Annotated in this window: 15 protein-coding genes, 1 tRNA gene and 6 pseudogenes; 6 read left to right on the forward strand and 16 right to left on the reverse strand. The window is 67.2% G+C overall.

All coding sequences use genetic code 11. The features are described from left to right. Positions 1-189: 189 nt before the first annotated feature. Together trpS and M2437_RS06315 are read right to left on the reverse strand one after the other, a co-directional pair. Complete coding sequence (gene trpS / locus M2437_RS06310) at positions 190-1,251, reverse strand: tryptophan--tRNA ligase (protein ID WP_253386852.1); 1,062 nt, start codon at positions 1,249-1,251, stop codon at positions 190-192. Positions 1,252-1,402: 151 nt separating this feature from the next. Further along, positions 1,403-1,732: an ArsR/SmtB family transcription factor gene (locus M2437_RS06315; RefSeq protein WP_003597287.1), complete on the reverse strand. Its 330-nt coding sequence runs from the start codon at positions 1,730-1,732 to the stop codon at positions 1,403-1,405. 108 nt (positions 1,733-1,840) lie between these two features. Here M2437_RS06315 and M2437_RS06320 point away from each other — a divergent pair. Both M2437_RS06320 and M2437_RS06325 read left to right on the forward strand, forming a co-directional pair. Beyond that, positions 1,841-2,589 (forward strand): annotated as a pseudogene (locus tag M2437_RS06320) (SDR family oxidoreductase). Positions 2,590-2,862: 273 nt separating this feature from the next. Next, on the forward strand, positions 2,863-3,549 hold the full coding sequence (locus M2437_RS06325) for a DUF2490 domain-containing protein (RefSeq protein ID WP_253386853.1): 687 nt from the start codon (positions 2,863-2,865) through the stop codon (positions 3,547-3,549). Positions 3,550-3,658: 109 nt separating this feature from the next. Here M2437_RS06325 and M2437_RS06330 read toward each other — a convergent pair. After that, positions 3,659-5,728: pseudogene (locus M2437_RS06330) on the reverse strand (protein meaA). Between the two features lie 366 nt (positions 5,729-6,094). On the opposite strand from M2437_RS06330, the gene M2437_RS06335 reads away from it, so the two are divergent. Next, a complete protein-coding gene (locus tag M2437_RS06335) occupies positions 6,095-7,576 on the forward strand; it encodes a catalase (RefSeq protein WP_253386854.1) in 1,482 nt (493 codons plus the stop codon). A gap of 180 nt (positions 7,577-7,756) precedes the next feature. Beyond that, positions 7,757-9,055, forward strand: coding sequence for a crotonyl-CoA carboxylase/reductase (ccrA, locus tag M2437_RS06340; RefSeq protein WP_003597276.1), 1,299 nt, complete (start codon positions 7,757-7,759; stop codon positions 9,053-9,055). Between the two features lie 72 nt (positions 9,056-9,127). Here the strand turns inward: ccrA and M2437_RS06345 are convergent, their stop codons facing one another. The 6 genes and pseudogenes from M2437_RS06345 to M2437_RS06370 form a co-directional block, all read right to left on the reverse strand. Then, positions 9,128-10,000: a class I SAM-dependent methyltransferase gene (locus M2437_RS06345; protein WP_253386855.1), complete on the reverse strand. Its 873-nt coding sequence runs from the start codon at positions 9,998-10,000 to the stop codon at positions 9,128-9,130. Between the two features lie 63 nt (positions 10,001-10,063). Continuing rightward, a pseudogene (locus tag M2437_RS06350) lies at positions 10,064-10,420 on the reverse strand (pyridoxamine 5'-phosphate oxidase family protein); the annotation flags it as partial. Positions 10,421-10,434: 14 nt separating this feature from the next. After that, a complete protein-coding gene (locus tag M2437_RS06355) occupies positions 10,435-11,247 on the reverse strand; it encodes an IS5 family transposase (protein WP_060768287.1) in 813 nt (270 codons plus the stop codon). Between the two features lie 86 nt (positions 11,248-11,333). Continuing rightward, positions 11,334-11,636: pseudogene (locus tag M2437_RS06360) on the reverse strand (pyridoxamine 5'-phosphate oxidase family protein); the annotation flags it as partial. 167 nt (positions 11,637-11,803) lie between these two features. Continuing rightward, positions 11,804-12,823, reverse strand: coding sequence for a ketol-acid reductoisomerase (ilvC, locus tag M2437_RS06365; RefSeq protein WP_003597269.1), 1,020 nt, complete (start codon positions 12,821-12,823; stop codon positions 11,804-11,806). A 33-nt stretch (positions 12,824-12,856) separates the two neighbouring features. After that, positions 12,857-13,504: a TetR/AcrR family transcriptional regulator gene (locus M2437_RS06370; RefSeq protein WP_253386857.1), complete on the reverse strand. Its 648-nt coding sequence runs from the start codon at positions 13,502-13,504 to the stop codon at positions 12,857-12,859. Positions 13,505-13,727: 223 nt separating this feature from the next. Here M2437_RS06370 and M2437_RS06375 point away from each other — a divergent pair. Further along, positions 13,728-13,802: transfer RNA gene (locus tag M2437_RS06375), tRNA-Val, on the forward strand. A 138-nt stretch (positions 13,803-13,940) separates the two neighbouring features. Then, positions 13,941-14,497, forward strand: a pseudogene (locus M2437_RS06380) (tellurite resistance TerB family protein). Between the two features lie 61 nt (positions 14,498-14,558). Here the strand turns inward: M2437_RS06380 and M2437_RS06385 are convergent. The 7 genes and pseudogenes from M2437_RS06385 to M2437_RS06415 form a co-directional block, all read right to left on the reverse strand. Then, positions 14,559-16,092, reverse strand: a pseudogene (locus M2437_RS06385) (acyl-CoA carboxylase subunit beta). A gap of 284 nt (positions 16,093-16,376) precedes the next feature. Further along, on the reverse strand, positions 16,377-16,514 hold the full coding sequence (locus M2437_RS06390) for a hypothetical protein (protein WP_003597261.1): 138 nt from the start codon (positions 16,512-16,514) through the stop codon (positions 16,377-16,379). 171 nt (positions 16,515-16,685) lie between these two features. Next, positions 16,686-17,489, reverse strand: a complete 804-nt coding sequence (locus M2437_RS06395) for an ATP12 family chaperone protein (RefSeq protein ID WP_253386858.1) — start codon at positions 17,487-17,489, stop codon at positions 16,686-16,688. Positions 17,490-17,549: 60 nt separating this feature from the next. Beyond that, positions 17,550-18,251 carry an HAD-IA family hydrolase gene (locus tag M2437_RS06400; protein WP_253389593.1) on the reverse strand — a complete coding sequence of 234 codons (702 nt, stop codon included), beginning with the start codon at positions 18,249-18,251 and terminating at the stop codon, positions 17,550-17,552. Positions 18,252-18,895: 644 nt separating this feature from the next. Further along, entirely contained in the window at positions 18,896-20,287 is a 1,392-nt protein-coding gene (locus tag M2437_RS06405) for an RluA family pseudouridine synthase (protein ID WP_253386859.1), read from the reverse strand. 226 nt (positions 20,288-20,513) lie between these two features. Then, positions 20,514-21,761, reverse strand: coding sequence for an Hsp70 family protein (locus M2437_RS06410; RefSeq protein ID WP_253386860.1), 1,248 nt, complete (start codon positions 21,759-21,761; stop codon positions 20,514-20,516). A 162-nt stretch (positions 21,762-21,923) separates the two neighbouring features. Then, complete coding sequence (locus tag M2437_RS06415; RefSeq protein ID WP_253386861.1) at positions 21,924-23,417, reverse strand: carboxypeptidase M32; 1,494 nt, start codon at positions 23,415-23,417, stop codon at positions 21,924-21,926. Positions 23,418-23,452: the final 35 nt, after the last annotated feature.

Below are 23,452 nucleotides of genomic sequence, written 5' to 3' on the forward strand. Positions count from 1 at the left end.
GATGGCCGACACGTCAGACACTTTCAAGAAGGCGCCCAAGCGCAAGCCCGCCAATGGGCAAGAGCGTGAGCGTTTCCCCCGAGATGCGCCAAGCCTATGCCGACCTGATCAAGGAGCGGGAGGAGAAGGAGCAGGCCTATGGCCGCCACCTGCGCAAGGACGAGCCCCGGCGGTGACGGCGCTGAAATCCTAAACCGCCCTGAGTACCGGCCCGCGCCGGACGAAGCCGACGATGTCCTTGACCGCATCCAGCGTCGGCGCCGCGATCGCCTCGGCTCGGCCCGCGCCGTCTCCGAGAACGGAATCGATATAGGCCGGATCGGCGACGAGCCGCTTCATCTCGGCACCGATCGGCGCCAAGGTCTCGACGGCGAGATCGACCAGAGCCGGCTTGAAGCTGGAGAACTGCGCTCCGCCGAAATCCGCCAGCACTTCGTCGCGGGTGATGCCGCGCAACGCCGCGAAGATGCCGACGAGGTTGTCGGCCTCCGGCCGGCCGGCCAGGCCCGCGACCTCCGAGGGGAGGGGCTCCGGATCGGTCTTGGCCTTGCGCACCTTCTGGGCGATGGCGTCGGCGTCGTCGGTGAGCGCAATGCGCGAATACTCGGACGGGTCCGACTTCGACATCTTCTTGGTGCCGTCGCGCAGGGACATCACGCGCGCCGCCGGCCCGCCGATCAGCGGCTCAGTGATCGGGAAGAACTGTTCGCCGTGGCCATGCGCCAGGATCGACCCCGCGAAGTCGTTGTTGAACTTCTGCGCGATGTCGCGGGTCAGTTCGAGGTGCTGCTTCTGATCCTCGCCCACGGGCACATGCGTGGCACGATAGGCGAGGATGTCGGCGGCCATCAGCACGGGGTAATCGTAGAGGCCGATGGAGGCGTTCTCCCGGTCCTTGCCGGCCTTGTCCTTGAACTGCGTCATGCGGTTGAGCCAGCCGAGGCGGGCGACGCAGTTGAAGATCCAGGCGAGTTCCGCGTGCTGCGGCACCTGGGACTGGTTGAAGACGATGGAGCGCTTCGGATCGATGCCGGCGGCGAGGAAGGCCGCCGTCACTTCGCGGATCTGGCCCTTGAGCGCCTCCGGGTCCTGCCACATCGTGATCGCGTGGAGATCAACCACGCAATAAAGGCACTGCGCGTCGCGCGCCTGCATCTCGACGAAGCGCTTGATGGCGCCGAGATAGTTGCCGAGGTGCAGGTTCCCGGTCGGCTGGACGCCGGAAAACACGAGTTCGGTGAACGCGGCCATCGGCGCGGGTCCCTGGAAAGAAGGTCCGGGCCGAGGCGATCTCGCATCCCGCTTGAAGCGGCGGTTTCTGGCACCCGCAGCGGCGGCCGGTCAAGCAGGATGGGCCGTGCTCGGGCGCCTCCCGTCCCGCGGCCACATCATCCGTGAGCGATTACGACGCCCGCGCCGCGTAGGCGTTCATGATCGCGGAGAGCAGGCCGGGGAACCGCGTCTCCACTTCGGCGCAGCGCGAGTGGTTGCGCATCTCGACGCCGTGACGCTCGCAGCGGATCAGGCCGGCCTCGCGCAGCACCTTGAAGTGGCTCGACAGCGACGATTTCGGGATCACCTGATCGCCCACCGACGAGAGGGCCGAGCACGCTTCCACGCAGCCCGCCTTCGTGATCCGGGCGAAGATGGCCGCCCGGCGCGGATCGGACAGGGCGTGGAGGATCGCCTCCGGCTGGACGTCCTCGATCGCGGGGTGAAACAGGGGCCTCATGATTTATCCATATGGGGGCTTGAACCCCGCTTCGTTAGTTCCGAAATCCCGAACTATGGGACCGAGGTGACCGTACCGGCGCCGGCCCATGTCGAAGGGTTAGCACAGATGTCAAAGCTTGAGGGCAAGGTCGCGGTCGTCACCGGTGCGTCGAAGGGGATCGGCGCCGCCATCGCGAAGGCATTGGCGAAGGATGGCGCTACCGTCGTCGTCAACTACGCATCGAGCAAGGCCGGCGCGGATGCCGTCGTCGATGCCATCACGGCCGCCGGCGGCAAGGCCGTTGCGGTCCAGGCCGATGTCTCGCAGGCCGCGCAGGCACGGGGGGCTTGGTCGAGGCGGCGGTGCAGCAATTCGGCCGGCTCGACGTGCTGGTGAACAATTCCGGCGTGTACGAATTCGCGGCGATCGAAGAAGTGACCGAAGAGCACTACCGCCGCATCTTCGACGTCAACGTGCTGGGCGTCTTGCTCGCGACCCAGGCGGCATCGAAACACCTGGGCGAAGGCGGGAGCATCATCAACATCTCGTCCGTCGTCACCGACGTGCTGATGCCGACGAGTGCGGTCTATAGCGGGACCAAGGGGGCCTTGAACGCGATCTCGGGCGTCCTCGCCAACGAGCTCGCCCCGCGCAAGATCCGGGTCAACGTCGTCAGCCCCGGCTATGTCGTGACCGAGGGCACCCACACCGCCGGCATCGCCGGCTCGGAGATGGAAGCCGGCCTCGTCGCACAGACACCGCTCGGCCGATCCGGCCAGCCGGACGACATCGCCGGGGTCGTCGCGTTCCTCGCCTCCGACGATGCGCGCTGGGTGACCGGCGAGGTGATCAACGCCAGCGGCGGCGTTCGCTAGAGGCGCTGCGTTTCTTCCTGCGCCCTCGCGAAGGGGGCGCAGGAAGAAACCTCAAAGGAGGCGGGCCGGCCCTATTCCGACATCGTCGGCCTGCGTCGTTTCAACGATTCCCGCAGGAGCCAGCGGCCTCGTCGGTTGGTGCGTCGCGTTCGAGCCTCTGGTTGCATGCGGCACCGTGGTGAGCTTGACGGTATGCCCGGAGAACGGACAATCCCATTCCAGCCCGGACACCCTTAGCCGACGAGGGGTGATACTGCGGGCGGAGAGTGGATCGTGATCCGACATAAGCGCCTCCTCCTCGCTTCCCTGTGCCTGATCGCGACAGGCGCACGGGCTTCCGCCGAGCCGGTGCAGGACGGGCAGCTCTGGATCAACACGACCCTGTTCGGGTCCGTCGGCGATGTGGCCTACTTCGCGGAAGTTCAGCCGCGGATCGGCAACGGCATTTCGCAGCTCGACCAGCTCATTCTACGCCCGGCAGTGGGCTGGAAGGTCAACGACGCGCTCGTGCTCTACCAGGGCTACGCCTATGTCGAAGACCACGGCATGCGTGACAACGTGCGGATCGAGGATCGCAGCTTTCAGGAGATCAACTGGAAGATCGGAGAGTTCTCCGGCGTGAAGGTCTCATCCCGCACCCGCTTCGAGCAGCGATGGCAATCCGCCGGGCGGGATGTGGGGTTTCGGCTGCGCGAGAATCTGCGTTTCGCGATGCCGCTGCCGCAGGGTTGGGGCGGCGTCTCGGCCGTCGGCTGGACAGAACTCTTCGTGGCCCTGAACGACACGGATTGGGGCACCCGTGCCGGCTTCGACCGCGTCCGGGCCTTCATCGGCCTCGAACTGCCGATCGGTGGGAAATCAACGGTCGAGATCGGCTACCTGAACCAGACGGCCCGGACGCAGGCCAGCGGGATCGAGCTGGATCACATCCTGTCACTCAATCTCTTCGTTCGATACTGACAGGCGCCCCGCGCCGCGACCGACGCCGGCTCGGCGAGGATCGCGGACATCGATGCTGGGGAGCGGTGACGATCCGTTCGGCACCGCTCCTCGTCCATCGCGGCGGACTTCAGAAGACCTGCGCCCCGCTCTCGTTCCGCTTCGGCGCGCCCGGCACGCCGGCCTCCGTATCCGCCCGGTCGGCCGCGCGCTTGTCGAGCGCCCGCTCCACCACCTTGGCGAGCCCGACCATGATCTTGTCGAGCTCGTAGTCCTTCGGCGTGTAGACGGCGGTGACGCCCATGTTCTTGAGCACCAGCTCGTCCTCGGTCGAGATGATGCCGCCGACGACGACCGGCACGTGATCGAGCCCGGCCTCGCGCAGCTTGGCCTTCACCTCGCGCACCAGGGGGACGTGGCTGCCCGACAGCACCGAGAGGCCGATGACGTGGGCGCCGCGTTCCTTTGCCTTGGCGACGATCTCGGTCGGCGTCTGGCGGATGCCGTCATAGGTCACGTCGAAGCCGACGATCGCGGGCGCGCAAAGCGATCTGCTCGGCGCCATTGGAATGGCCGTCGAGGCCCGGCTTGCCGACCACGAGGCGAGGCGTCTCGCCGAGCCGTTCGCCGAGATCGGCGATGAGCAGGCGGGCATCCTCCGCGGCCCCGGAGGTAACGGTCTGCAGCGTCACGCCCGTGGGCGCGCGGTATTCGCCGAACACCTCGCGTAGGCGCTGGCCCCACTCGCCCGTCGTCACGCCTGCCTTCGCCGCGGCGATGGAGGGCGGCATGATGTTGGTGCCCGAGCGCGCGGCCTGTTCCAGATCGGCGAGCGCTTGGCCGACCGCACGGTCGTCGCGCTTGGAGCGCCATTCGCGGATGCGGGCTTCGGCCTCCATCTCCACCGTCTCCGAGACGGTGAAGATCGCGCCGTCCCCGGCCGTCAGCGGTGAGGGCTCGCCCTGCTGCCACTTGTTGACGCCGACGACGATCTGCTCGCCCTTCTCGATCGCCGAGATGCGCCGGGCATTCGACTCGACCAGCGCCCGCTTGAGTTCGCCCGCCTCGACCGCCGTGACCGCCCCACCGATCTCGGCGATGCGCGTCAGCTCGGCCCGGGTCTGCTCCTTGAGCGCCTCGACACGGGCCTCGATCACCGTCGAGCCGTCGAAGATGTCGTCGTATTCCAGCAGGTCGGTCTCGAAGGCGAGGATCTGCTGCATCCGCATCGACCATTGCTGGTCCCAGGGGCGCGGCAGGCCGAGCGCCTCGTTCCAGGCCGGGAGCTGCACCGCGCGGGCGCGGGCGCGCTTCGACAGCGTCACCGCCAGCATCTCGATGAGGATGCGATGGACGTTGTTCTCGGGCTGCTGCTCCGTCAGCCCCAGGCTGTTGACCTGCACGCCGTAGCGGAAAATCCGCTTCTTGGCGTCGGTGATGCCGTAGCGCTCCTGGGCGATCTCGTCCCACAGCTCGGCGAACGCCCGCATCTTGCAGATTTCGGTGACGAACCGCATGCCGGCGTTCACGAAGAACGAGATCCGGCTGAAGACGTCGGAGAAACTGGCCTCGTCGAAATCAGGGTCGTCGCGCACCGTGTCGAGCACGGCGATGGCGATGGCCAGCGCGTAGGAGAGTTCCTGAACCGGCGTCGCCCCCGCCTCCTGCAGGTGGTAGGAGCAGACGTTCATCGGGTTCCACTTCGGCACGTTCTTGGTCGTGAACAGGATCACGTCCTTCGTGAGCCGAAGCGAAGGCGCGGGCGGAAACACGTAGGTGCCGCGCGAGAGATATTCCTTGATGATGTCGTTCTGCGTGGTGCCCTGGAGCGCTGCGAGCGGCGCGCCCTGCTCCTCCGCCACCGCGAGGTAGAGCGACAACAGCCACGGCGCCGTGGCGTTGATCGTCATCGAGGTATTCATCTGTGCCAGCGGGATCTGGTCGAACAGGGCCCGCATGTCGCCGAGATGCGCGATCGAGACGCCGACCTTGCCGACCTCGCCGCGGGCGAGTTCGTGATCCGGGTCGTAGCGCCGGTCTGCGTCGGCAGATCGAAGGCGACCGATAGGCCGGTCTGACCCTTGGCCAGGTTGCCGCGATAGAGCTTGTTGGACTCCGCCGCCGTGGAATGCCCCGCATAAGTGCGGATGATCCACGGCTTGTCGCGCTTGACCTCGGCGACGCTCGCTTGCGCGCTCATCCCACTCGACTCCCTGTCCGATGCAATCGCGCGCCTTGAGGCGCGGCTATTGGCCGGCACCGTAGCGAAGCCGCTGCGTCGCGTCATCTGGGAGAAAGGTCGAGGGTGCGTGCCTCAAGCCCTGGAAAAACTTGATGTGGCGGTGAAGCGGATTTGTCGTTGGGCGGCCGGCTCCCGACACAACGCGAGCCCCCGGCGCCTTTCAATTCCCAGTGATCGTTCAACCGAAGGACGACAAATACACCGCATCGTTGCAGATTTGGATGGCTCCAAGCTCGGCCTCACGCGTTGGGGCGGCAACGTTCGCACGGCGCAAAGCTGGTCGCGACGCCCGCCCGCAGAGGCATCGAGACGGAGAGACATGCGATGGCAGACCAGGGCCCGCGCCTGACCACGGCCTTCGGAAACCCGATTTCCGATAATCAGAATTCGCTCACCGCCGGCTCGCGTGGGCCGGTTCTCATGCAGGACTACCACCTCATTGAGAAGATGGCCCATTTCAACCGGGAGCGGATCCCGGAGCGGGTGGTGCACGCCAAGGGCTACGGCGCCTACGGCACGTTCCGGCTCACCAAAAGCCTGTCCGAGTTCACCCGCGCCAAGGTGCTCACCGAGGTCGGCAAGGACGTGCCGATGGTCGCGCGCTTCTCCACCGTCGGCGGCGAGTCCGGTTCAGCCGACACCGCCCGCGACCCCCGCGGCTTCGCCCTCAAGTTCTACACCGAGGAGGGCAACTGGGATCTCGTCGGCAACAACACCCCGATCTTCTTCGTGCGCGACGCGATCAAGTTCTCCGACTTCATCCGCACCCAGAAGCGCGATCCGCGCACCCACCTGAAACCCCACTGGCGCCGCTGGGACTTCTGTAGCCTGTCGCCGGAGGCGATCCATCAGGTGATGTTCCTGTACTCGGATCGCGGTACGCCGAAATCGGCGCGCTTCATGAACGGCTACGGCTCGCACACCTTCTCGCTGTGGAACGACTGGGGCGAGCGCCACTGGGTGAAGTTCCACTTCCACACCAAGCAGGGCATCCAGAACTTCTCGGCCGACGAAGCCGACGAAGCCGACGAGGTCGCGGGCAAGGATCCGGACTACTCCTCCGCCGACCTCTCCACCGCCATCGAGCAGGGCGACTTCCCGAAATGGAAGGTCTCCGTGCAGCTGATGCCGGAATTGGACGCCGACACCTACCGCATCAACCCGTTCGACCTCACCAAGGTCTGGCCGCACGGCGACTATCCGCTGATCGAGATCGGCGAGATGGAGCTCAACCGCAATCCCGAGAACTACTTCGCCGAGATCGAGCAATCCGCCTTCGAGCCCTCGAACGTGGTGCCCGGCATCGTTTTCTCGCCCGACAAGATGCTGCAGAACCGGGTGCTGTCCTATGCCGACGCCCACCGCTACCGGCTCGGCGTGAACTACCAGCAGATCCCGGTGAACCAGGCGAAGAACGCTGACGTTCAGACCTACCATCGCGACGGCGCCATGCGCACCGACGGTAACCATGGCGCCCAGGTCGATTACGAGCCGAACTCCTTCGGCGGCCCGAAACAGGACCCGTCCTTCAGCGAACCGCCGCTGCGGATCCGGGGCGATGCCGGCCGCTACGGATGGCCGGGCGACGACGAGGATCTCTACGGTCAGCCCAAGCTGTTCTGGACCAAGGTGCTCGATGAGGGCGGCCGCAAGCGGCTCGTGGAGAACATCGTCACCTCGATGGGCGACAGCCCGCGCCACATTCAGGAGCGGATGATCGCGCACTGGTTCAAGGTGCACGAGGATTTCGGGCGCGGTGTGGCCCAGGGGCTCGGCATCAATGCGGCACAGGCCGCCGCCGAATAGTCATCTCAACATTATTTTGAATACAGGGGCATCGACGTTGGTCGGTGCCTCTTTTTTGTGCGGATGAGGCAAAGCCTTGCCTTTTAGACCACTTGGAAGGCTGGAAACATCGTGCTTATAGCGTCGGCCAAGGTCGCGCGGTTCGTCACGCGCGTGCCAGAACCAACAGGGAGTGCCACGATGGCTGCAAGCGCAGCACCGGCCTGGACCGGGCAGACGGCGGAAGCCAAGGACCTTTACGAGCTCGGCGAGATCCCCCCGCTCGGCCACGTGCCTGCCAAGATGTATGCCTGGGCGATCCGCCGCGAGCGCCACGGGCCGCCGGAGCAGTCGCACCAGCTCGAAGTGCTTCCCGTCTGGGAGATCGGTGACGACGAGGTGCTCGTCTACGTCATGGCCGCTGGCGTGAACTACAACGGCGTCTGGGCCGGCCTCGGCGAGCCGATCTCGCCGTTCGACGTGCACAAGGGCGAGTACCACATCGCCGGCTCCGACGCGTCGGGCATCGTCTGGAAGGTCGGCGCCAAGGTGAAGCGCTGGAAGGTCGGCGACGAGGTCATCGTCCACTGCAACCAGGACGACGGCGACGACGAGGAGTGCAACGGCGGCGACCCGATGTTCTCGCCGACCCAGCGGATCTGGGGTTACGAGACCGGCGACGGTTCGTTCGCGCAGTTCTGCCGGGTGCAGTCGCGCCAGCTCATGGCCCGCCCCAAGCACCTGACCTGGGAAGAGGCCGCCTGCTACACGCTGACGCTCGCCACCGCCTACCGCATGCTGTTCGGCCACGCGCCGCACACCGTGCGTCCGGGCCAGAACGTGCTGATCTGGGGCGCCTCCGGCGGCCTCGGCGTGTTCGGCGTCCAGCTCTGCGCGGCCTCCGGCGCCAACGCCATCGCCGTGATCTCGGACGAGTCGAAGCGCGACTACGTGATGAGCCTCGGTGCCAAGGGCGTCATCAACCGCAAGGACTTCGACTGCTGGGGTCAGCTCCCGACCGTCAACAGCCCCGAATACAACACCTGGCTCAAGGAAGCCCGGAAGTTCGGCAAGGCGATCTGGGACATCACCGGCAAGGGCAACGATGTCGACATCGTGTTCGAGCATCCCGGCGAGGCGACCTTCCCGGTCTCGACGCTGGTGGCCAAGCGCGGCGGCATGATCGTGTTCTGCGCCGGCACCACCGGCTTCAACATCACCTTCGACGCCCGCTACGTCTGGATGCGCCAGAAGCGCATCCAGGGTTCGCACTTCGCCCACCTCAAGCAGGCTTCGGCTGCCAACCAGTTCGTGATGGACCGGCGCGTCGATCCCTGCATGAGCGAGGTGTTCCCCTGGGACAAGATCCCGGCCGCGCACACCAAGATGTGGAAGAACCAGCACCCGCCGGGCAACATGGCGGTGCTCGTCAACTCCACCCGCGCGGGTCTGCGCACGGTCGAGGACGTGATCGAGGCCGGCCCGCTCAAGGCGATGTAAGCCAGTCCACGTGACACGAAGAAGCCCGCGTATCCCGGTGGATGCGCGGGCTTCTTTCGTTCGAGGACGCGTTCAGCGCACCCGGTCGATCGCCCGCTGCGGTGTGCCGATCGTGGTGTGGAACGGCCGTTCGCCGCCGCCCTTCTCGAAGGCGACGATGCTGTCGAAGACGTGGATCGCGCCGATACTCCGACCGATCTCCTGCGCACCCCGGTCGTGATACCAGGCGTGCATGTCGTCGATGAACCCCTTCGTCATCTCCAGGAACGTGCCCTTACGGCGATAGCCGCCCTCGTAGTCCCGCCAGTACGCGGTGTGCAGGTCTTCGGCGACGTAGAGACCGTCGGGCGCCAGGAGCGGAAACAGCGTCTCGAAGGTGACGCGTTGGTGGCTCGCGACGTGGCTGCCGTCGTCGAGGACGACATCGACGCCGCCCATCTCCTCGACCACGGACCGAAGGAAAGCGGGATCGGCCTGCGAGCCGATACGGACCTGCGCGGCGCGACCGTCGAACACCGCGCAGCGCGGATCGACATCGACGCCGTAGAGAATGGCGCTCGGTCCGAAGAAACGACGCCAAAGGTCGAGGGAGCCGCCCTCGTAGACGCCGATCTCGAGGAAGCGCAGCGGTCGCCCGTCCGGCCTGCCGTCGCGAAAGGGCGCGAACAGCCGGCTGTAGATCGGCAGGAAGTGGTTCCACTTGTTGATCAGGTGGTCGCCGTCATAGCCGTAGAACAGCTTCGAGAAGGCGTCGTCGCCCCGCGTCTTCACCTCGGCCAGATCGCGATAGAAGTCGTTGGCCGGGCTGCTGCGAAATAATCCCACCGATTTGGCGACGGACTTGAGTGCCCGCTTGATCTGCGGATGATTGTGCAGCGTTCGTCTGAGAAACGTCATGCCGAGATGCGGCCCGTCGTGCTGTCCGAGGTCGCGCGCACGAAGCACGACCCGGCGTGGCTCGTAAAGCCGGCCGGATCGAACGAATGCGAGAGGCGATGCCGGTCGGGCTCAGGCCTCGCCGCGGGCGACGAGGGCTTCATATTCCGGGACTTCGAGGCGGCCTTCCTTGGCGACGCGGGCCTTGTCCTCGTCGCTGATGACGTCGCCGGCGAGGTCGAGCCGCTTCCAGGCCGCGAGCGGCGTCTCGCGGTCGGGGCGGGGGACGTACTTGTTCTGCTCGAGCTTCTTGTACTTGTGGATGTAGCGCGGGCAGTTGATCCAGATCTTCGTCACATCGACGCGCACAAGATACTTCGCCTCGGTGTAGTCGGCCATCAGCGGATCGTCGCGCAGCAGCGAGGCGTGACCCTGAACCCGGATGCGGTGCGGCGTCTCGAAGTCGATGAACAGGAGGCCGATCTTAGAGTCCGTCCGATAAGTCATGATGCTCGCCCGAGCCTTCGGACGAGGATCATGACGGCGGCGGCGTAGAGGAAGGCCTGGGCCGAGGCGAGGGTCGCTTCCGGGTCCTTCCAGAGGCGTCGGTTGCGGCTGATCCATCCGAAGAAGCGTTCCACCACCCATCGGCGTGGATGCACGGCGAAGCCGACCTGATCCTTCGGTTTGCGCACGATGTCGATGGTGATGACGGTGGCGGTCGCGGGTCTGTCGCCGGCATAGCCTGCATCGGCGAAAGCTCTGACGATGAACGGGAAGGTCCGCCGCGACAGGCGCAGCACCGGTCCAGCCCCATCGCGATCCTGAATGTCGGCGGTCTGCGGATCGAGCACGAGGGCGCGCCCGTCCGTGTCGACCAGGGCCTGACGCTTGCGGCCCTTGACCTTCTTTCCAGCGTCGTAGCCGCGCGGGCCGCCGCTCTCGGTGGTCTTCACGCTCTGGCTGTCGAGCACGGCCGCCGTCGGCGAGGCCTCGCGACCGGCCCGCTCCCGGTCGGCCATGACCAGGGCGTGGTTGATCCGCCCGAACAATCCCTCGTCCCGCCAGCGGCTGAAGTAGCCGAACGTCGTGCTGCGCGGAGGGAGATCCTTTGGGATCAACCGCCATGCGATGCCGCCGCGCAGCACGTAGAAGATCGCGTTCAGGACCTCCCGCATCGTCCAGACAGGCGGACGACCACGCGAGGCGGGCTCTGGCATCATGGGCGCGATCACCGCCCATTCCGTATCCGTCAGGTCGGTTTCGTATCGAAGGCGCGCACGGTTATGCTGCCGGCGAGTGGTCGGGGTCCACATGGCACGTCCAGATGAGGCTTCAGCACCCTTCTGGAATCACCGCCATTCCGGCCACTCAACCCCTGCCGGACGTTATCGGACGGGCTCTTAGCCTGCCCCGCGATGTTGCCCATCGAGTAGAACATCCCGTTGCCGTCGAAGCCGGGGAAGACCAGCGTCGAGCCGTCGACCACCTTCACGAAGCCGGTCGGGCCGCCCTTGTAAGAGACGGTCGGCATGCCGTCGGGATCGACGGTGGAGAGGAAGAACATGTCGCGCGAGGCAATGAAGGCGGCCTCGTCGGGTTGAATCGTCTCGTGAACCCAATCCTCGTCGAGGCGCACGGCGAGCTTGGTCGTGCCGAATTCCTCCTGGAGGGCGCGGTGCGCCTCCGAGTAGAGCGATGCCATATGCGTCTCCTCCGGGGCCGATTGCTTCGAGCCTCCTGAGGGAGCGTTTAAGGCAAAGGCGCAAGGGCGCAAACGGGGCCGCGAAAAAGGCCGGTCCCGCTCGCGCGAACCGGCCTCAGGCACCACAGCGGAGGCCGAGCGAAGCCCGGCCTCCAAGTCCGAAAAGATCAGTTCTTGGTCTTGTCGACCAGGGCCTTCTCGGAGATCCACGGCATCATGCCACGGAGCTTGGCGCCGACTTCCTCGATCGGGTGGGCGGCGAGCTTGGCGCGGGTGGCCTTGAACGAGGTCTGGCCGACCTTGTTCTCCAGCATCCAGTTGCGGGTGAAGATGCCCGACTGGATGTCGTTGAGGACGCGCTTCATCTCGGCCTTGGTCTCCGGCGTGACGATGCGCGGGCCGGTGACGTACTCGCCGTACTCGGCGGTGTTCGAGATCGAGTAGTTCATGTTGGCGATGCCGCCCTCGTAGATGAGGTCGACGATCAGCTTCACCTCGTGCAGGCACTCGAAATAGGCCATCTCGGGGGCGTAGCCCGCCTCGACCAGCGTCTCGAAGCCGGCCTTGATCAGCTCGACAAGGCCGCCGCAGAGCACGGCCTGCTCACCGAACAGGTCGGTCTCGCACTCTTCCTTGAAGGTGGTCTCGATGATGCCGGCGCGGCCGCCGCCATTGGCCGAGGCGTAGGAGAGGCCGAGGTCGTGGGCGTTGCCCGAGGCGTCCTGGGCGATGGCGATCAGGGTCGGCACGCCGCCGCCCTTGAGGTACTCGCCGCGCACGGTGTGGCCGGGGCCCTTCGGGGCGACCATGAGCACGTCGAGGTCCTTGCGGGGCTCGATCAGGTTGAAGTGCACGTTGAGGCCGTGGGCGAACAGGAGCGCGGCGCCCTGCTTCATGTTCGGCTCCAGCGACTCCTTGTAGATGTCGCCCTGCAGCTCGTCCGGGGTGAGCATCATCACCACGTCGCCCCACTTGGCGGCGTCGGCGACGTTCATCACCTTGAAGCCCTCGTGCTCGGCCTTCTTGGCGGTGGCGGAGCCCTCGCGCAGGGCGATGACGATGTCCTTCACGCCCGAATCGCGCAGGTTGAGCGCGTGGGCATGGCCCTGGGAGCCGTAGCCGACGATGACGACGTTCTTGCCCTTGATCAGGTTCAGGTCGGCATCGCGATCGTAATAGACGCGCATGGTGGTGTCCTCTCTCGTGTCAGTGGTTTCGGTTCAGGGTTTCGCCCGGCCGTAGAGGGCCAGGAACTGCTCGACGGCACGGGCCGCGTCGCTCCGGATCTCGGCGGCGTCGAGGTCGAGCGCGTCGCCGAGAAGAAGTCGGATCTGAATATCGCGGCCGACCAGACCAAAGAAGGTCCGGAAGGCCGCCTCGCTGTCCTCGAAAGTGAGCAGGCCGGCCGCGCGGCCCGCTTCGAGCACCGGCTTCACCCGCTCGCCGATGGCGAAGCGGCCATTGGCCAGCACGATGCCGCCGAGATTGCTCTTGCGGGACCCCGCATCGGCGATGGCGATACGGTTGAGCGCGACCGAGGTCGGGCTGGCAATGACTGCAAGCCAGCTCTCGGCGAAATCGAGGAGGTTCTTGCGCAAGGCGACGGCATCCAGCCCGCTCACGTCGTAGCGGCCGGCATGGACCCGCGAGGCCTGCCAGCGGACCGTCGCGGTGAGCAGACCGTCACGGTCGCCGAACCAGCGGTAGAGCGTCTCCTTCGAGCAGCTCGCCCGGCGCGCCACCGCATCCATGGTGAGCGGATCACGGCCATCGACCATCAGCGCCAACGCGGCATCCAGCACCGCCTGCTGGCGCGGCGTGGGCGTCTCGGCCGAAAGCTCGTCGCTGATGAGGGGGCTCGGCTGCATGATCCGGTTGCTGGACAGTACCGTACCGTACGGTACGCTCGTCTAACCGACCCGGCCGCCGGGGACAAGCGGGGTGGTAGAGATCGTCCGATCCCGCGCACCGTCACGTTTCTGTCGCCGCCTTGCTGAACCCGCTTGCCGAGCGCCCGGCCTCGGCGTATACGGCCCTCCGTCGCCACAGCGACGCCCGTGCCGCCCACCCGCGGCGGCACGTCGGGTGTTTGGGTGCGTAGCTCAGCGGGAGAGCATTCGCTTCACACGCGAAGGGTCACAGGTTCGATCCCTGTCGCGCCCACCACCGCCCCTCTGCGACAGTTCGGTCGTTCTTGGCACAAACAGCGTCCAAGCCGCCATTGGCAGGCATTTGACGCTTGCGCGTCTGCGTGGTGGGTTATGCGGCGATTCGCATCATTGGTGCGTTCGCGGAGACTGCCGGTTGCCGATCCTCGTCATTTTCACCGCCGTCATCGTCAGCGTTTTGATCTGGCTTCTGCGGGCCCATCACGCGGTCAAGCAGCTCAAAGAGATCGATCAAGACACCAAGGTGCTTCAGCGCAAGGCGAAGTCGGCCTTCGAGAATTTCGTCGGGACGCCGTTGCAGCGGGTGAACGACGTGCGGCTCGCCGCCGTCATCCTGATGATCCAGATCGTGCGGACCGGCAGCCCGATCACGGCGTCCGAAAAGACCCGCATCTTCGAACTGATGGAAAACCCGCTGGAGATTCAGACGATCTCGGCGACCTTCGAGCGGGCGTGGCGCTACACGCAGGAGCGCCACGCCCGTTCTCGCTCGTCGCCGACCCGCTGCTGCCGCTGTTTCGCGAAAAGCTGACGGGCGAGGAGCGGATGCAGCTCGTCGAGATGCTGACCAACGTCGCCTCCGCCCATTCCGCTCCGAGCGAGCTGCAGCGCGAGGCGCTGGCGCGGCTGAAGCGTCGGCTGATCGCCGGCAAGCCGGAATTGGCGACAAGCCGGGCCGACCACTTCGGATAGGACGGACCCCGCGCGAACGAAAAAGGCCGCCCCGAAGGGCGGCCCGCCGTGGGTCCCGCTGTCAGAGCGGGATGTTGTCGTGCTTCTTCCAGGGCTGCTCCATCTCCTTGGTGCGCAGCATCCCAAGGGCCCGCGCGATCCGCTTGCGGGTGGAGTGGGGCATGATCACCTCGTCGATGTAGCCGCGCTCCGCCGCCACGAAGGGCGAGAGGAAGCGGTCCTCGTATTCCTTGGTCCGCTCGGCGATCTTGTCCGCGTCACCGATCTCGGCGCGGAAGATGATCTCGACCGCGCCCTTGGCGCCCATCACCGCGATCTGCGCCGTCGGCCACGCGTAGTTCAGGTCGGCGCCGACATGCTTGGACGCCATCACGTCGTAGGCGCCGCCGAAGGCCTTGCGGGTGATGATGGTCACGAGCGGCACAGTCGCTTGGCTGTAGGCGAAGAGCAGCTTGGCGCCGTGCTTGATCAGACCGCCATATTCCTGCGCCGTGCCCGGCAGGAAGCCCGGCACGTCGACGAAGGTGACGATTGGAATTGAGAACGCGTTGCAGAAGCGCACGAAAGCGGGCCGCCTTCCGGGAGGCGTCCGAATCGAGCACGCCGGCCAGCACCAGCGGCTGGTTGGCGACGAAACCGACGGTGCGGCCCTCGACGCGGCCGAAGCCGGTGATGATGTTGCGGGCGTAAGCCGCCTGGATCTCGAAGAAGTCACCCTCGTCCACGACCCGGCGGATCAGCTCGCCCATGTCGTAGGGCTTGTTCGGGTTGTCCGGGATCAGCGTGTCGAGCGACTTGTCGAGGCGGTTGACGTCGTCGAAGCTCTCGATCTCCGGCACGCCCTCGATGTTGTTGGCGGGCAGGAAGTCGAGCAGGCGGCGGATCTGGAGAATCGCCTCGACGTCGTTCTCGAACGAGCCGTCGGCGATCGAGGATTTCGAGGTGTGGACCTTGGCGCCGCCGAGTTCCTCGGCGGTCACGACCTCGTTGGTGACGGTCTTCACCACGTCCGGGCCGGTCACGAACATGTAGCTCGTGTCACGCACCATGAAGATGAAGTCGGTCATGGCCGGTGAGTAGACGTCGCCGCCCGCGCACGGCCCCATGATGACCGAGATCTGCGGGATCACGCCGGAGGCCGCGACGTTGCGGCGGAACACCTCGCCGTAACCGCCGAGCGCGGCCACGCCCTCCTGGATGCGGGCGCCGCCGGCATCGAAGATGCCGATGATCGGGGCGCGCATCTTCAGCGCCATGTCCTGAACCTTGACGATCTTGGCCGCGTGCGCCTCGGAGAGCGAGCCGCCGAACACCGTGAAGTCCTTCGAGAACAGGAAGACGGTGCGTCCGTTCACGGTGCCCCAGCCGGTGACGACGCCGTCGCCGGGGATCTTCTGCTTCTCCATGCCGAAATCGGTGGAGCGGTGCTGCACGAACATGTCGAATTCCTCGAACGACCCGTGGTCGAGTAGGAGTTCGATGCGCTCGCGCGCCGTGAGCTTGCCGCGCTTGTGCTGCGCCTCGAGCCGCTTTTCCCCGCCGCCGAGACGGGCCTGTGCGCGACGCTCCTCAAGCTTCTCGAGAATGTCCTTCATGGTGCTGGCGAGACTCCCTGGGGATCGAAATCGTTTTTTGAATACAGATCAGAGCGTAAGAGCTTGACCTTGCATCGATCGATCGCCCTTAGCACGCGTTCCCGCCCTCGGAAACGGCCAGCGACGCGGCGCGAGCATCCTCCTTTTCTCCGAAAGCCGGTGACCACCGTTCGGGACGACGCTCGACCGCGGCTAATCCGCGGGCCTCGCGGTTGAGATGGCGGCCCCGGCTCGAAGGCCGGGGCCGCGTGCTTTCAGAAATTCGCTACGGACGAACCCGTAATTCAGCCCTTCTTGATCAGCGGCGCCGGCTCGACCGGTGCGGGCGGGGGCTTGGTCGCGCAGGCGGCGGCGCTCAGGGTGAGCACGGCCGTGAGGGTAGCAAGGGCGATCCGCTGGGTGTTGAGTCGAAGGGTCGGCACGTTCGTCTCCAAAAGTTGGACGATGCCAAATTGGAATAGAAACAGGCCGGCCCGATAGTGCGCTGAAGCGACACTTCGAATTAATCTGATCAGGATATTATAATCGATCCAAGATTAGGCATCTTGCTTTACTAGCGGTCGCAACCGCATCATTCATGTGCAGACGGCCGTTCAATTGGGTCGTTGCGCCACCATCGCCGCGGTCCTGAACTCCGTCCGGCGGTGGGCAAGGCGCGCCTCGGCCTCGGCATCGCGCCCCCAGACGCTCGCCTGATAGGTCTCGTCCACATGGGCCGCCGCCCAGGCGTCATCCGCGCTCAGGCGGCCGTGCAGTACGGCCAGCGCAATCACGAGAGAGCCGGTCAGCGTCGTGAGTGTGTGGAGGGCCGCGAGGCGGAACGGATCGTCCACCGCCTCGATCGCGGCGCGCAACGCGGCCACCGAGCCCTCCGGCTGCTCGACATGCATGACGCCCTCCGCGAGGAACAGCCGTGCGCCGAGCGTCTCAGCCACCCAAGCCACGAGCGGGTCCCAGGCCTCGGACTGAACGGCGACGAGGCGTTCGGGCGCGCCGGCCCGGTAGGCAACGAGATCGGTGCCGGCAAAGGCGGCGAGATCCTCGGCGACCGCGGCGCGGCGCTCGACCACGCCGTCGATCGTGGTGTTGACGAGGCGGGTCAGCGGCATGGTGCGCGGGTCGATCACGTCCGCTTGCGCCTCCCATTCCGCCGCGAGCGCTTCACCCAGCACCCGGCCGGGCACGACCAGCGGCCGGCGGCCCGGCGTGTTGGCGCCGCGCCCGTCGAGGACGAGGCGGAAGCCGCCTTCGGCCTCCATGAGACCGGCCTGCGCGTAGAAGCGCTTCGGCAGCGTCGGCCCCGTACCGGCGCGAGAGGCCTGGACACGGTCCGGCTTTCCGTTCTCGCCGGGTTCGCCCAGCCAATCTCGGGTGACGTCGTCGCCTGAAGTGCTCATGGTCCGCAGATAGGATTTCTCATCGCCTCGCGCGAGTCTCGGTCGCGGCGGCGGATGCGCCTATTGTGTCGCGAGCCGTTCCGTCACCGGGCCGGGCTGCGAATCGTCTAGGGGGCCGGAGAACAGGTCGCTCAAGGTCGCCGCCGAATCGACGACCGTGACCGCACCCGCGCTGAACAGCGCGCCGGGGGGGTGATAGCCCCAGCCGACGCCGATGGCGGCCACGCTCGCGCTCCGGGCCATCATCATGTCGAAGGTCGTGTCGCCGATCATCACCGTCATCGACGGTTCGGCGCCGGTCTCGGCCATGGCCTGAAGCAGCATGGCCGGATCGGGCTTGGAGGGGGCGTCGTCGGCGGTCTGGATCGTGGCGAACCAGCGCTCCCAACCGTACTTGTCCACGAGATGATTGACGCCCCGGCGTGACTTGCCGGTGGCGATGCCGAGCTGGATGTCGTCGCGGCGGTGCAGCCGCTCGACCAACTCGGCCATGCCCGGGAACAGCGGCTCCTCGTAGTCGGGATCGACCCGCAACGCCTGGAACGCCTTGCGATAGCTGTGCGCGAGCGACTCGATTGGGCCGGCTTCGCCAACGAGGCGACGGAACGCTTCGGGCAGGGACAGCCCGACCACGGACAACGCCTCCTTGCGCGGCGGGGCTACCAAGCCATGCTCGGAGAAGGCGCGGTGCTGCGCCTCCACGATCAGGTGCTGGCTGTCGATGAGGGTGCCATCGACATCGAAGACGATCAGCTTGAGCACGGCCGGAGCGCCCCGTCGGCTCACGGCCTGCGAGCGGGCGCCGGCTGCGAGGCCGGGCGCCGCTCGTAACCGAGGCGGCAGCGTACGAGGAAGCGGCGGCGGGCGCCGCCGGACAGCCTGCGGCGGTGCGATTCGCGGTTACAGGCGGCGTAGGAGATGCGGCGTCGGCGCTCGGAGGCCCGCATGCCCGCACCCGGCGGTCGCGCCGCCGGTGCCGCCTGAGGCGGGGCAGGGGCCGCAGCATGGGGCGGTCCTTGGACTTGTCCTTGCAGCGGACCTTGGGGCTGCCCCTGCGATTGTCCTTGGGGCTGCGCCGGCGCTCCATCGCCGGGAGGCGCCGCGCCAGCCGGCGCAGCGGCCCAGAGCAGGCTGGCCAGCGCGACGGACAACAGGGTGACGGGCCTCATGCGATCCTGAACCTCGTTGTACCGGCCCGTGGCAGGGAAAGGCTTTGGACAGTCCCGACGACCTCTGCCTCAGCCCGTCGATTCGAACTGTGGCAACGGGCTTCCGGGCCTGAACGCGGTTCCGATAGAAGCACCTCGCGGTGTTCTCGTCCACGCAGCGACTGACGAAGCAAGAGTTATGGCAACAGGCCCGTGTTCCAAGGCTCTCCTCGTTTTCGTGAAGAGCCTCGGATTCTGTCAGGCCTCCGGCGCTTCGACGATCGGGTCGTAGCGGGCGGCATCGAAGCCGAGCAGGTTCCAGCTCTGCGCCATGTGCGGCGGCAGCGGGGCGCTGACATCGACCGGCTGGCCGGTGCGCGGATGCGGGATCACGATGCGGCGGGCGAGCAGGTGCAGGCGATTCTGGATGCCGCCGGGCAGCTCCCAGTTCTCCACGTCGAAATATTTCGGGTCGCCGACGATCGGGTGGCCGATATGCGCGGCGTGAGCCCTCAACTGGTGCGTCCGTCCGGTGACGGGTTTCAGCGAGAGCCAGGCCAGCTTCTGTGCTGCCTGATCGACGGTGGCGTAGTAGGTAAGCGCGTGGCTGGCGCCGTCGTCGCCGTGTTTGGCGACGCGCATGCGCGCATCGGCGTCGGTTGGCTCATCCTTGACGAGATAGGTCGAGACCCGGCCCTGGCGGGTGCGGGGCACGCCCGCCACCAGCGCCCAGTAGATCTTGCGCGCGGCGCGGGAGCGGAAGCTCTTGGCCAGCGTCGACGCGGCCAGACGCGTCTTGGCAACGATCAGACAGCCCGCCGTGTCCTTGTCGAGGCGGTGGACGAGGCGCGGGCGCTGTCCGTCCGGCCCGGTCAACGCCTCCAACAGGCCGTCGACGTGGCGCACCGTGCCCGAGCCGCCCTGCACCGCGAGGCCGAACGGCTTGTTGAGAATCATCATGTCCGCATCCTCGTAGAGGATCAGCGAACGCAGGAACTCGGCGTCCCCATCGATCTTGGCGGCGCTGCGCGGCCTCTCGGTCGGCTGGTCGAGCTTGAGCGGCGGCACCCGCACGCTCGAACCCGGCTCCAGCCGGTCGTTCGGCTTGGCGCGCTTGCCATCGACCCGCAACTCGCCCTTGCGGACGATGCTCTGCACGCGGGTGAAGGGAAGCTGCGGAAAGCGCGCGCCCAGAAAGCGGTCGATGCGCATCCCGGCCTCATCGGGGTCGACGGTCAGCGTCTGCACGCCGCTCGCCAGCGTCGCCGAGGCCGCAGCCCGCTGTTCGCGGCGCGTCGGGCCGGCCGGAGCCTCCGCGGGCGGCGCCTTGGCCGGGTCAGGCTTGGCAAAGGAGGGCTTGGCGAAGGACGGCTTGGCAGCGCGAGGCTTGTCAGAAGGCGATTTGGCGCGAGCTCGCGGCGCGTCCGGCTTCGGCGCCGTGGCTTCGGGCACGCGATTCGGGCGCGGTGCGCTCTCGCTGGTCGCGCCGTCATCCCAGGGCGAGCGCTCGGCGGCGTCCTCGCCGCGGTTGCGGGCGGCGCGCTGCGCGGCGTCTTTGGCGGAGGTGCGCGGCCCCGTGCCGGCACGCGGCGCGAACCCGCTGGGTCCGCGTTTTGCGCCGGACCCGCGATGTGGTGGACGTCCCTTCATGTGCCGCTGCTATCACCCTGAGATGACGGCGCAAAGCGCTGCAGCCGGTTGCGCGGCAGAATCCTTGCCAACGATCCCTCGGCGCGCAGAGGCGGCGAGCCGCGGCGACCGGTGTAACTTCCGCTCGTCCATGAACGGCCGGGATCGATCCGACCGTCTGCAGATCCTGCGAAAGCCGCTCTCGAGAGTGGGGCGGCAGGAGGGCGCGCTGCGCCGAACTGGCGCCTCAGGCGGCCAACCGTGCCGCCTCCAGGGTGAGGCCGAGCCCGACCGAACCGAACGTGTCGCCATCGACGACCCGCGCGCCCGGCACGCAGGCGGTCAGCGCCGCGCGCACATGCGGCAGACCGGTCGAGCCGCCGGTGAGGAACAGCGCATCGATCCGATCAGCTGTCAGCCCGGCCTGATCGAGGCAGCGGTCGATCCGCTGCGCCATGCGCCGCGCGAGGTCATCGGTATGTCCGGCCAGCCGTGCCCGATCGACATCCGCCGCTAGGCCCGATTCGACCCATTCCAGATCGACCGTACCGGCCCCCGCATCGGAGGCGGCGATCTTGGCGCCCTCCACCGCCATGGCGAGGGAATGTCCGCGCTCCGCTTCGACGACGTTGCGCAAACGGGTCACGAGTTCCGGCCGGGCGGCGTCGCGCACCACCTCGTCGATCTCGCGCAGGGTCTTGGGGTTGTAGAGCCGGTTGATGCTCGACCATGTGGCGAGGTCGTGGAAATAGGCGTTCGGCACGGCGAGGTCCGCCCGCTTCATCGGACTCCCGAGGCCGAGGAGCGGCATCACCGCGCCGAGGCTCAGGTTCCGGTCGAAATCGGTGCCGCCGATGCGAATGCCGTCATTGGCCAGAATGTCCTCGGCCCGCTCGTCGCGCCGATGCCGCTCGGGCGAGAGCCGGACGATGGAGAAGTCGGAGGTGCCGCCGCCGATATCGGCGATCAGCGCGATCTCCTCCGACGTCACCGTGCGCTCGTAATCGAGTGCGGCCGCGATCGGCTCGTATTGAAAGCGGACGTGGCGGAAGCCGATGCTCTCGGCGATTTGGCGCAGCGTGTCTTCCGCCTTGCGGTCGGCGGCCGGGTCGTTGTCGACGAAATGGACCGGGCGGCCATGCACCACGGTGTCGAGTTCGACGCCTGCTTCCGCCTCGCCGCGCGCCTTCACCAGGGTGAGATAGCGAGCGATGACGTCGCGAAAGCGGATGCGCTCGCGCCCGACCGGTGTGGTCTCCTCGATCAGGGGTGAGCCGAGCACGGATTTGAGCGCCCGCATCAGCCGGCCGGGCGTGCCCTCGACATAGGCTTCGATCGCCCCTCGCCCAATCTGCGCCTCCTGGCCGGGCGCGAAGAAGATCGCGCTCGGCAGAGTGCGGTGCGTCCCCTCCAGCGGCACCAGGGTCGGACGGGCGCCCATGCCAATTCCGAGGGTGGTGTTGGACGTGCCGAAATCGAGGCCGCAGGTCGCCATATGACCGGATCGCTTGGATTCTGAGGGGAGGGCGGCTCCGTTACGGCCCCCGGCCGCAGAGTGCAATCCCCGGACCGGCCTCGTTGAGGGCGAACACCTGACGGGATCGCCCTTTTCACCCAGGCCTCGAGCGAGTGCCCTGCCACATCGTTCGATTCGCTCCTACACCGTCCCGAGATAACGGCTGCGCAGATGCGCCAAGAAATCATCCGCCCCGAGCGGCTTTCCGGTCGCGGCGGTCAGCAGCTCATCGGTTTCCATCAGGCTCGCGCGGGCATGGACGTTCTCCCGCAGCCAGCCGCGCAGCTGCGAAAAATCGCCCTCGGCGAGGGCCGGGCGGATACCGGGATGGGCGGCGCAGGCGGCCTTGAAGAGCTGCGCGGCGGCCAGTGCCCCGAGAGTATAGGTCGGGAAATAACCGAAGCTGCCCCCCGGCCAGTGGATGTCCTGAAGGCAGCCATGCCGGTCGTCGGGCACGGTGAGCCCCAGCAATTCCTTCATGCCGTCGTTGAAGGCGCCCGGCAGGTCGGCCACCGTGAGGTCGCCGGCGATCATCGCCGTCTCCAGGCGGTATCGCAGCAGGATGTGAGCCGGGTAGGTCACCTCATCGGCATCCACCCGGATGAAGCCCGGCTCGACGCGGGTGTAGAGACGGTGCAGGTTCTCCGCCTCCCAGGCCGGCCCTTCGCCACCGAACGCCGCGCGCAGGGTCGGCGCAAGGTAGGCGCAGAACTCGGCCGAGCGGCAGGCCTGCATCTCGACGAGCAGCGATTGGCTCTCGTGCAGGCTCATGCCGCGGGCCTGCCCCACCGGCTGGTGGCGCCATGCGGCCGGGCGGCCCTGCTCGTAGAGCGCGTGGCCGGTCTCGTGCAGCACGCCCATCAGCGCCCCGGTGGCGCTCGCCTCGTCGTAGCGGGTGGTGATGCGCACGTCGTCGGTCGCACCGCCGCAGAACGGGTGCAGGCTGATATCGAGCCGTCCGCGCGCGAAATCGAACCCCACGGCCCGCATCAGCTGCAGGCCGATCTCCCGCTGGGTCGCTACCGGAAACGGACCCGGCAGCGGCAGGGGAGGGGCGTCAGCCGCCTGCCGCTCGCGCACCGCGACAACGAGATCCGGCAAGACGGCACGCAACGCCGCGAAGATCGGATCGATGCGCGCCCGCCGCATGCCGGGGTCGTATCCGTCGAGCAGCGCGTCGTAGGGCGCGAGGCCGAGCGCCGCCCCCTTCGCCTCGCCGACGCGTCGTTGCAGCCGCAGCACCTCTTCGAGATGGGGACGCAGGCGCGCGAAATCCGAATCGCGCCGCGCCTCGCGCCAGACCATCTCGCAGCGCGTCGCCGCTTTCGAGGCCGCCTCGACCAGATCGCCCGGCACCGCCGCCGCGTGGGCATAGGCCCGGCGCATCTCGCGCAGGTTGGCCCGCTCCCATTCGCCGAGGTGGCCCTCCGCCTCCGCCGCGTCGAACCGCTCGGCGTTGCGCGGGTCGGTGAGGATCTCGTGGGCGAGCACGCTCAGCACGGCCAGTTGCTCGCCGCGGGTATCGGAGGCGCCGTCCGGCATCTGGGTCTGCGTGTCCCAGCCAAGGATGCCGCTCGCATCCTCCAGCGCGCCGAGCCGGGCGAAGGTGGCGGTGAGCGTCGCGTAAGCCTGCATGATCGGTCGAGATCCCTCGGTGTCGTCCCTGACGG

The sequence above is a fragment of the Methylorubrum pseudosasae genome (assembly GCF_029504475.1).
Lineage (GTDB): Bacteria > Pseudomonadota > Alphaproteobacteria > Rhizobiales > Beijerinckiaceae > Methylobacterium > Methylobacterium extorquens.

Excerpts from the sequence above, each read along its gene's own strand:
- M2437_RS06395 (WP_253386858.1), bottom strand. The coding sequence starts at position 17,489 with ATGAGCACTTCAGGCGACGACGTCACCCGAGATTGGCTGGGCGAACCC.
- M2437_RS06405 (WP_253386859.1), bottom strand. The coding sequence starts at position 20,287 with ATGAAGGGACGTCCACCACATCGCGGGTCCGGCGCAAAACGCGGACCC.
- trpS (WP_253386852.1), bottom strand. The coding sequence starts at position 1,251 with ATGGCCGCGTTCACCGAACTCGTGTTTTCCGGCGTCCAGCCGACCGGG.
- M2437_RS06370 (WP_253386857.1), bottom strand. The coding sequence starts at position 13,504 with ATGCAGCCGAGCCCCCTCATCAGCGACGAGCTTTCGGCCGAGACGCCC.
- M2437_RS06335 (WP_253386854.1), top strand. The coding sequence starts at position 6,095 with ATGGCAGACCAGGGCCCGCGCCTGACCACGGCCTTCGGAAACCCGATT.
- M2437_RS06315 (WP_003597287.1), bottom strand. The coding sequence starts at position 1,732 with ATGAGGCCCCTGTTTCACCCCGCGATCGAGGACGTCCAGCCGGAGGCG.
- M2437_RS06355 (WP_060768287.1), bottom strand. The coding sequence starts at position 11,247 with ATGTGGACCCCGACCACTCGCCGGCAGCATAACCGTGCGCGCCTTCGA.
- ccrA (WP_003597276.1), top strand. The coding sequence starts at position 7,757 with ATGGCTGCAAGCGCAGCACCGGCCTGGACCGGGCAGACGGCGGAAGCC.
- ilvC (WP_003597269.1), bottom strand. The coding sequence starts at position 12,823 with ATGCGCGTCTATTACGATCGCGATGCCGACCTGAACCTGATCAAGGGC.
- M2437_RS06415 (WP_253386861.1), bottom strand. The coding sequence starts at position 23,417 with ATGCAGGCTTACGCGACGCTCACCGCCACCTTCGCCCGGCTCGGCGCG.
- M2437_RS06410 (WP_253386860.1), bottom strand. The coding sequence starts at position 21,761 with ATGGCGACCTGCGGCCTCGATTTCGGCACGTCCAACACCACCCTCGGA.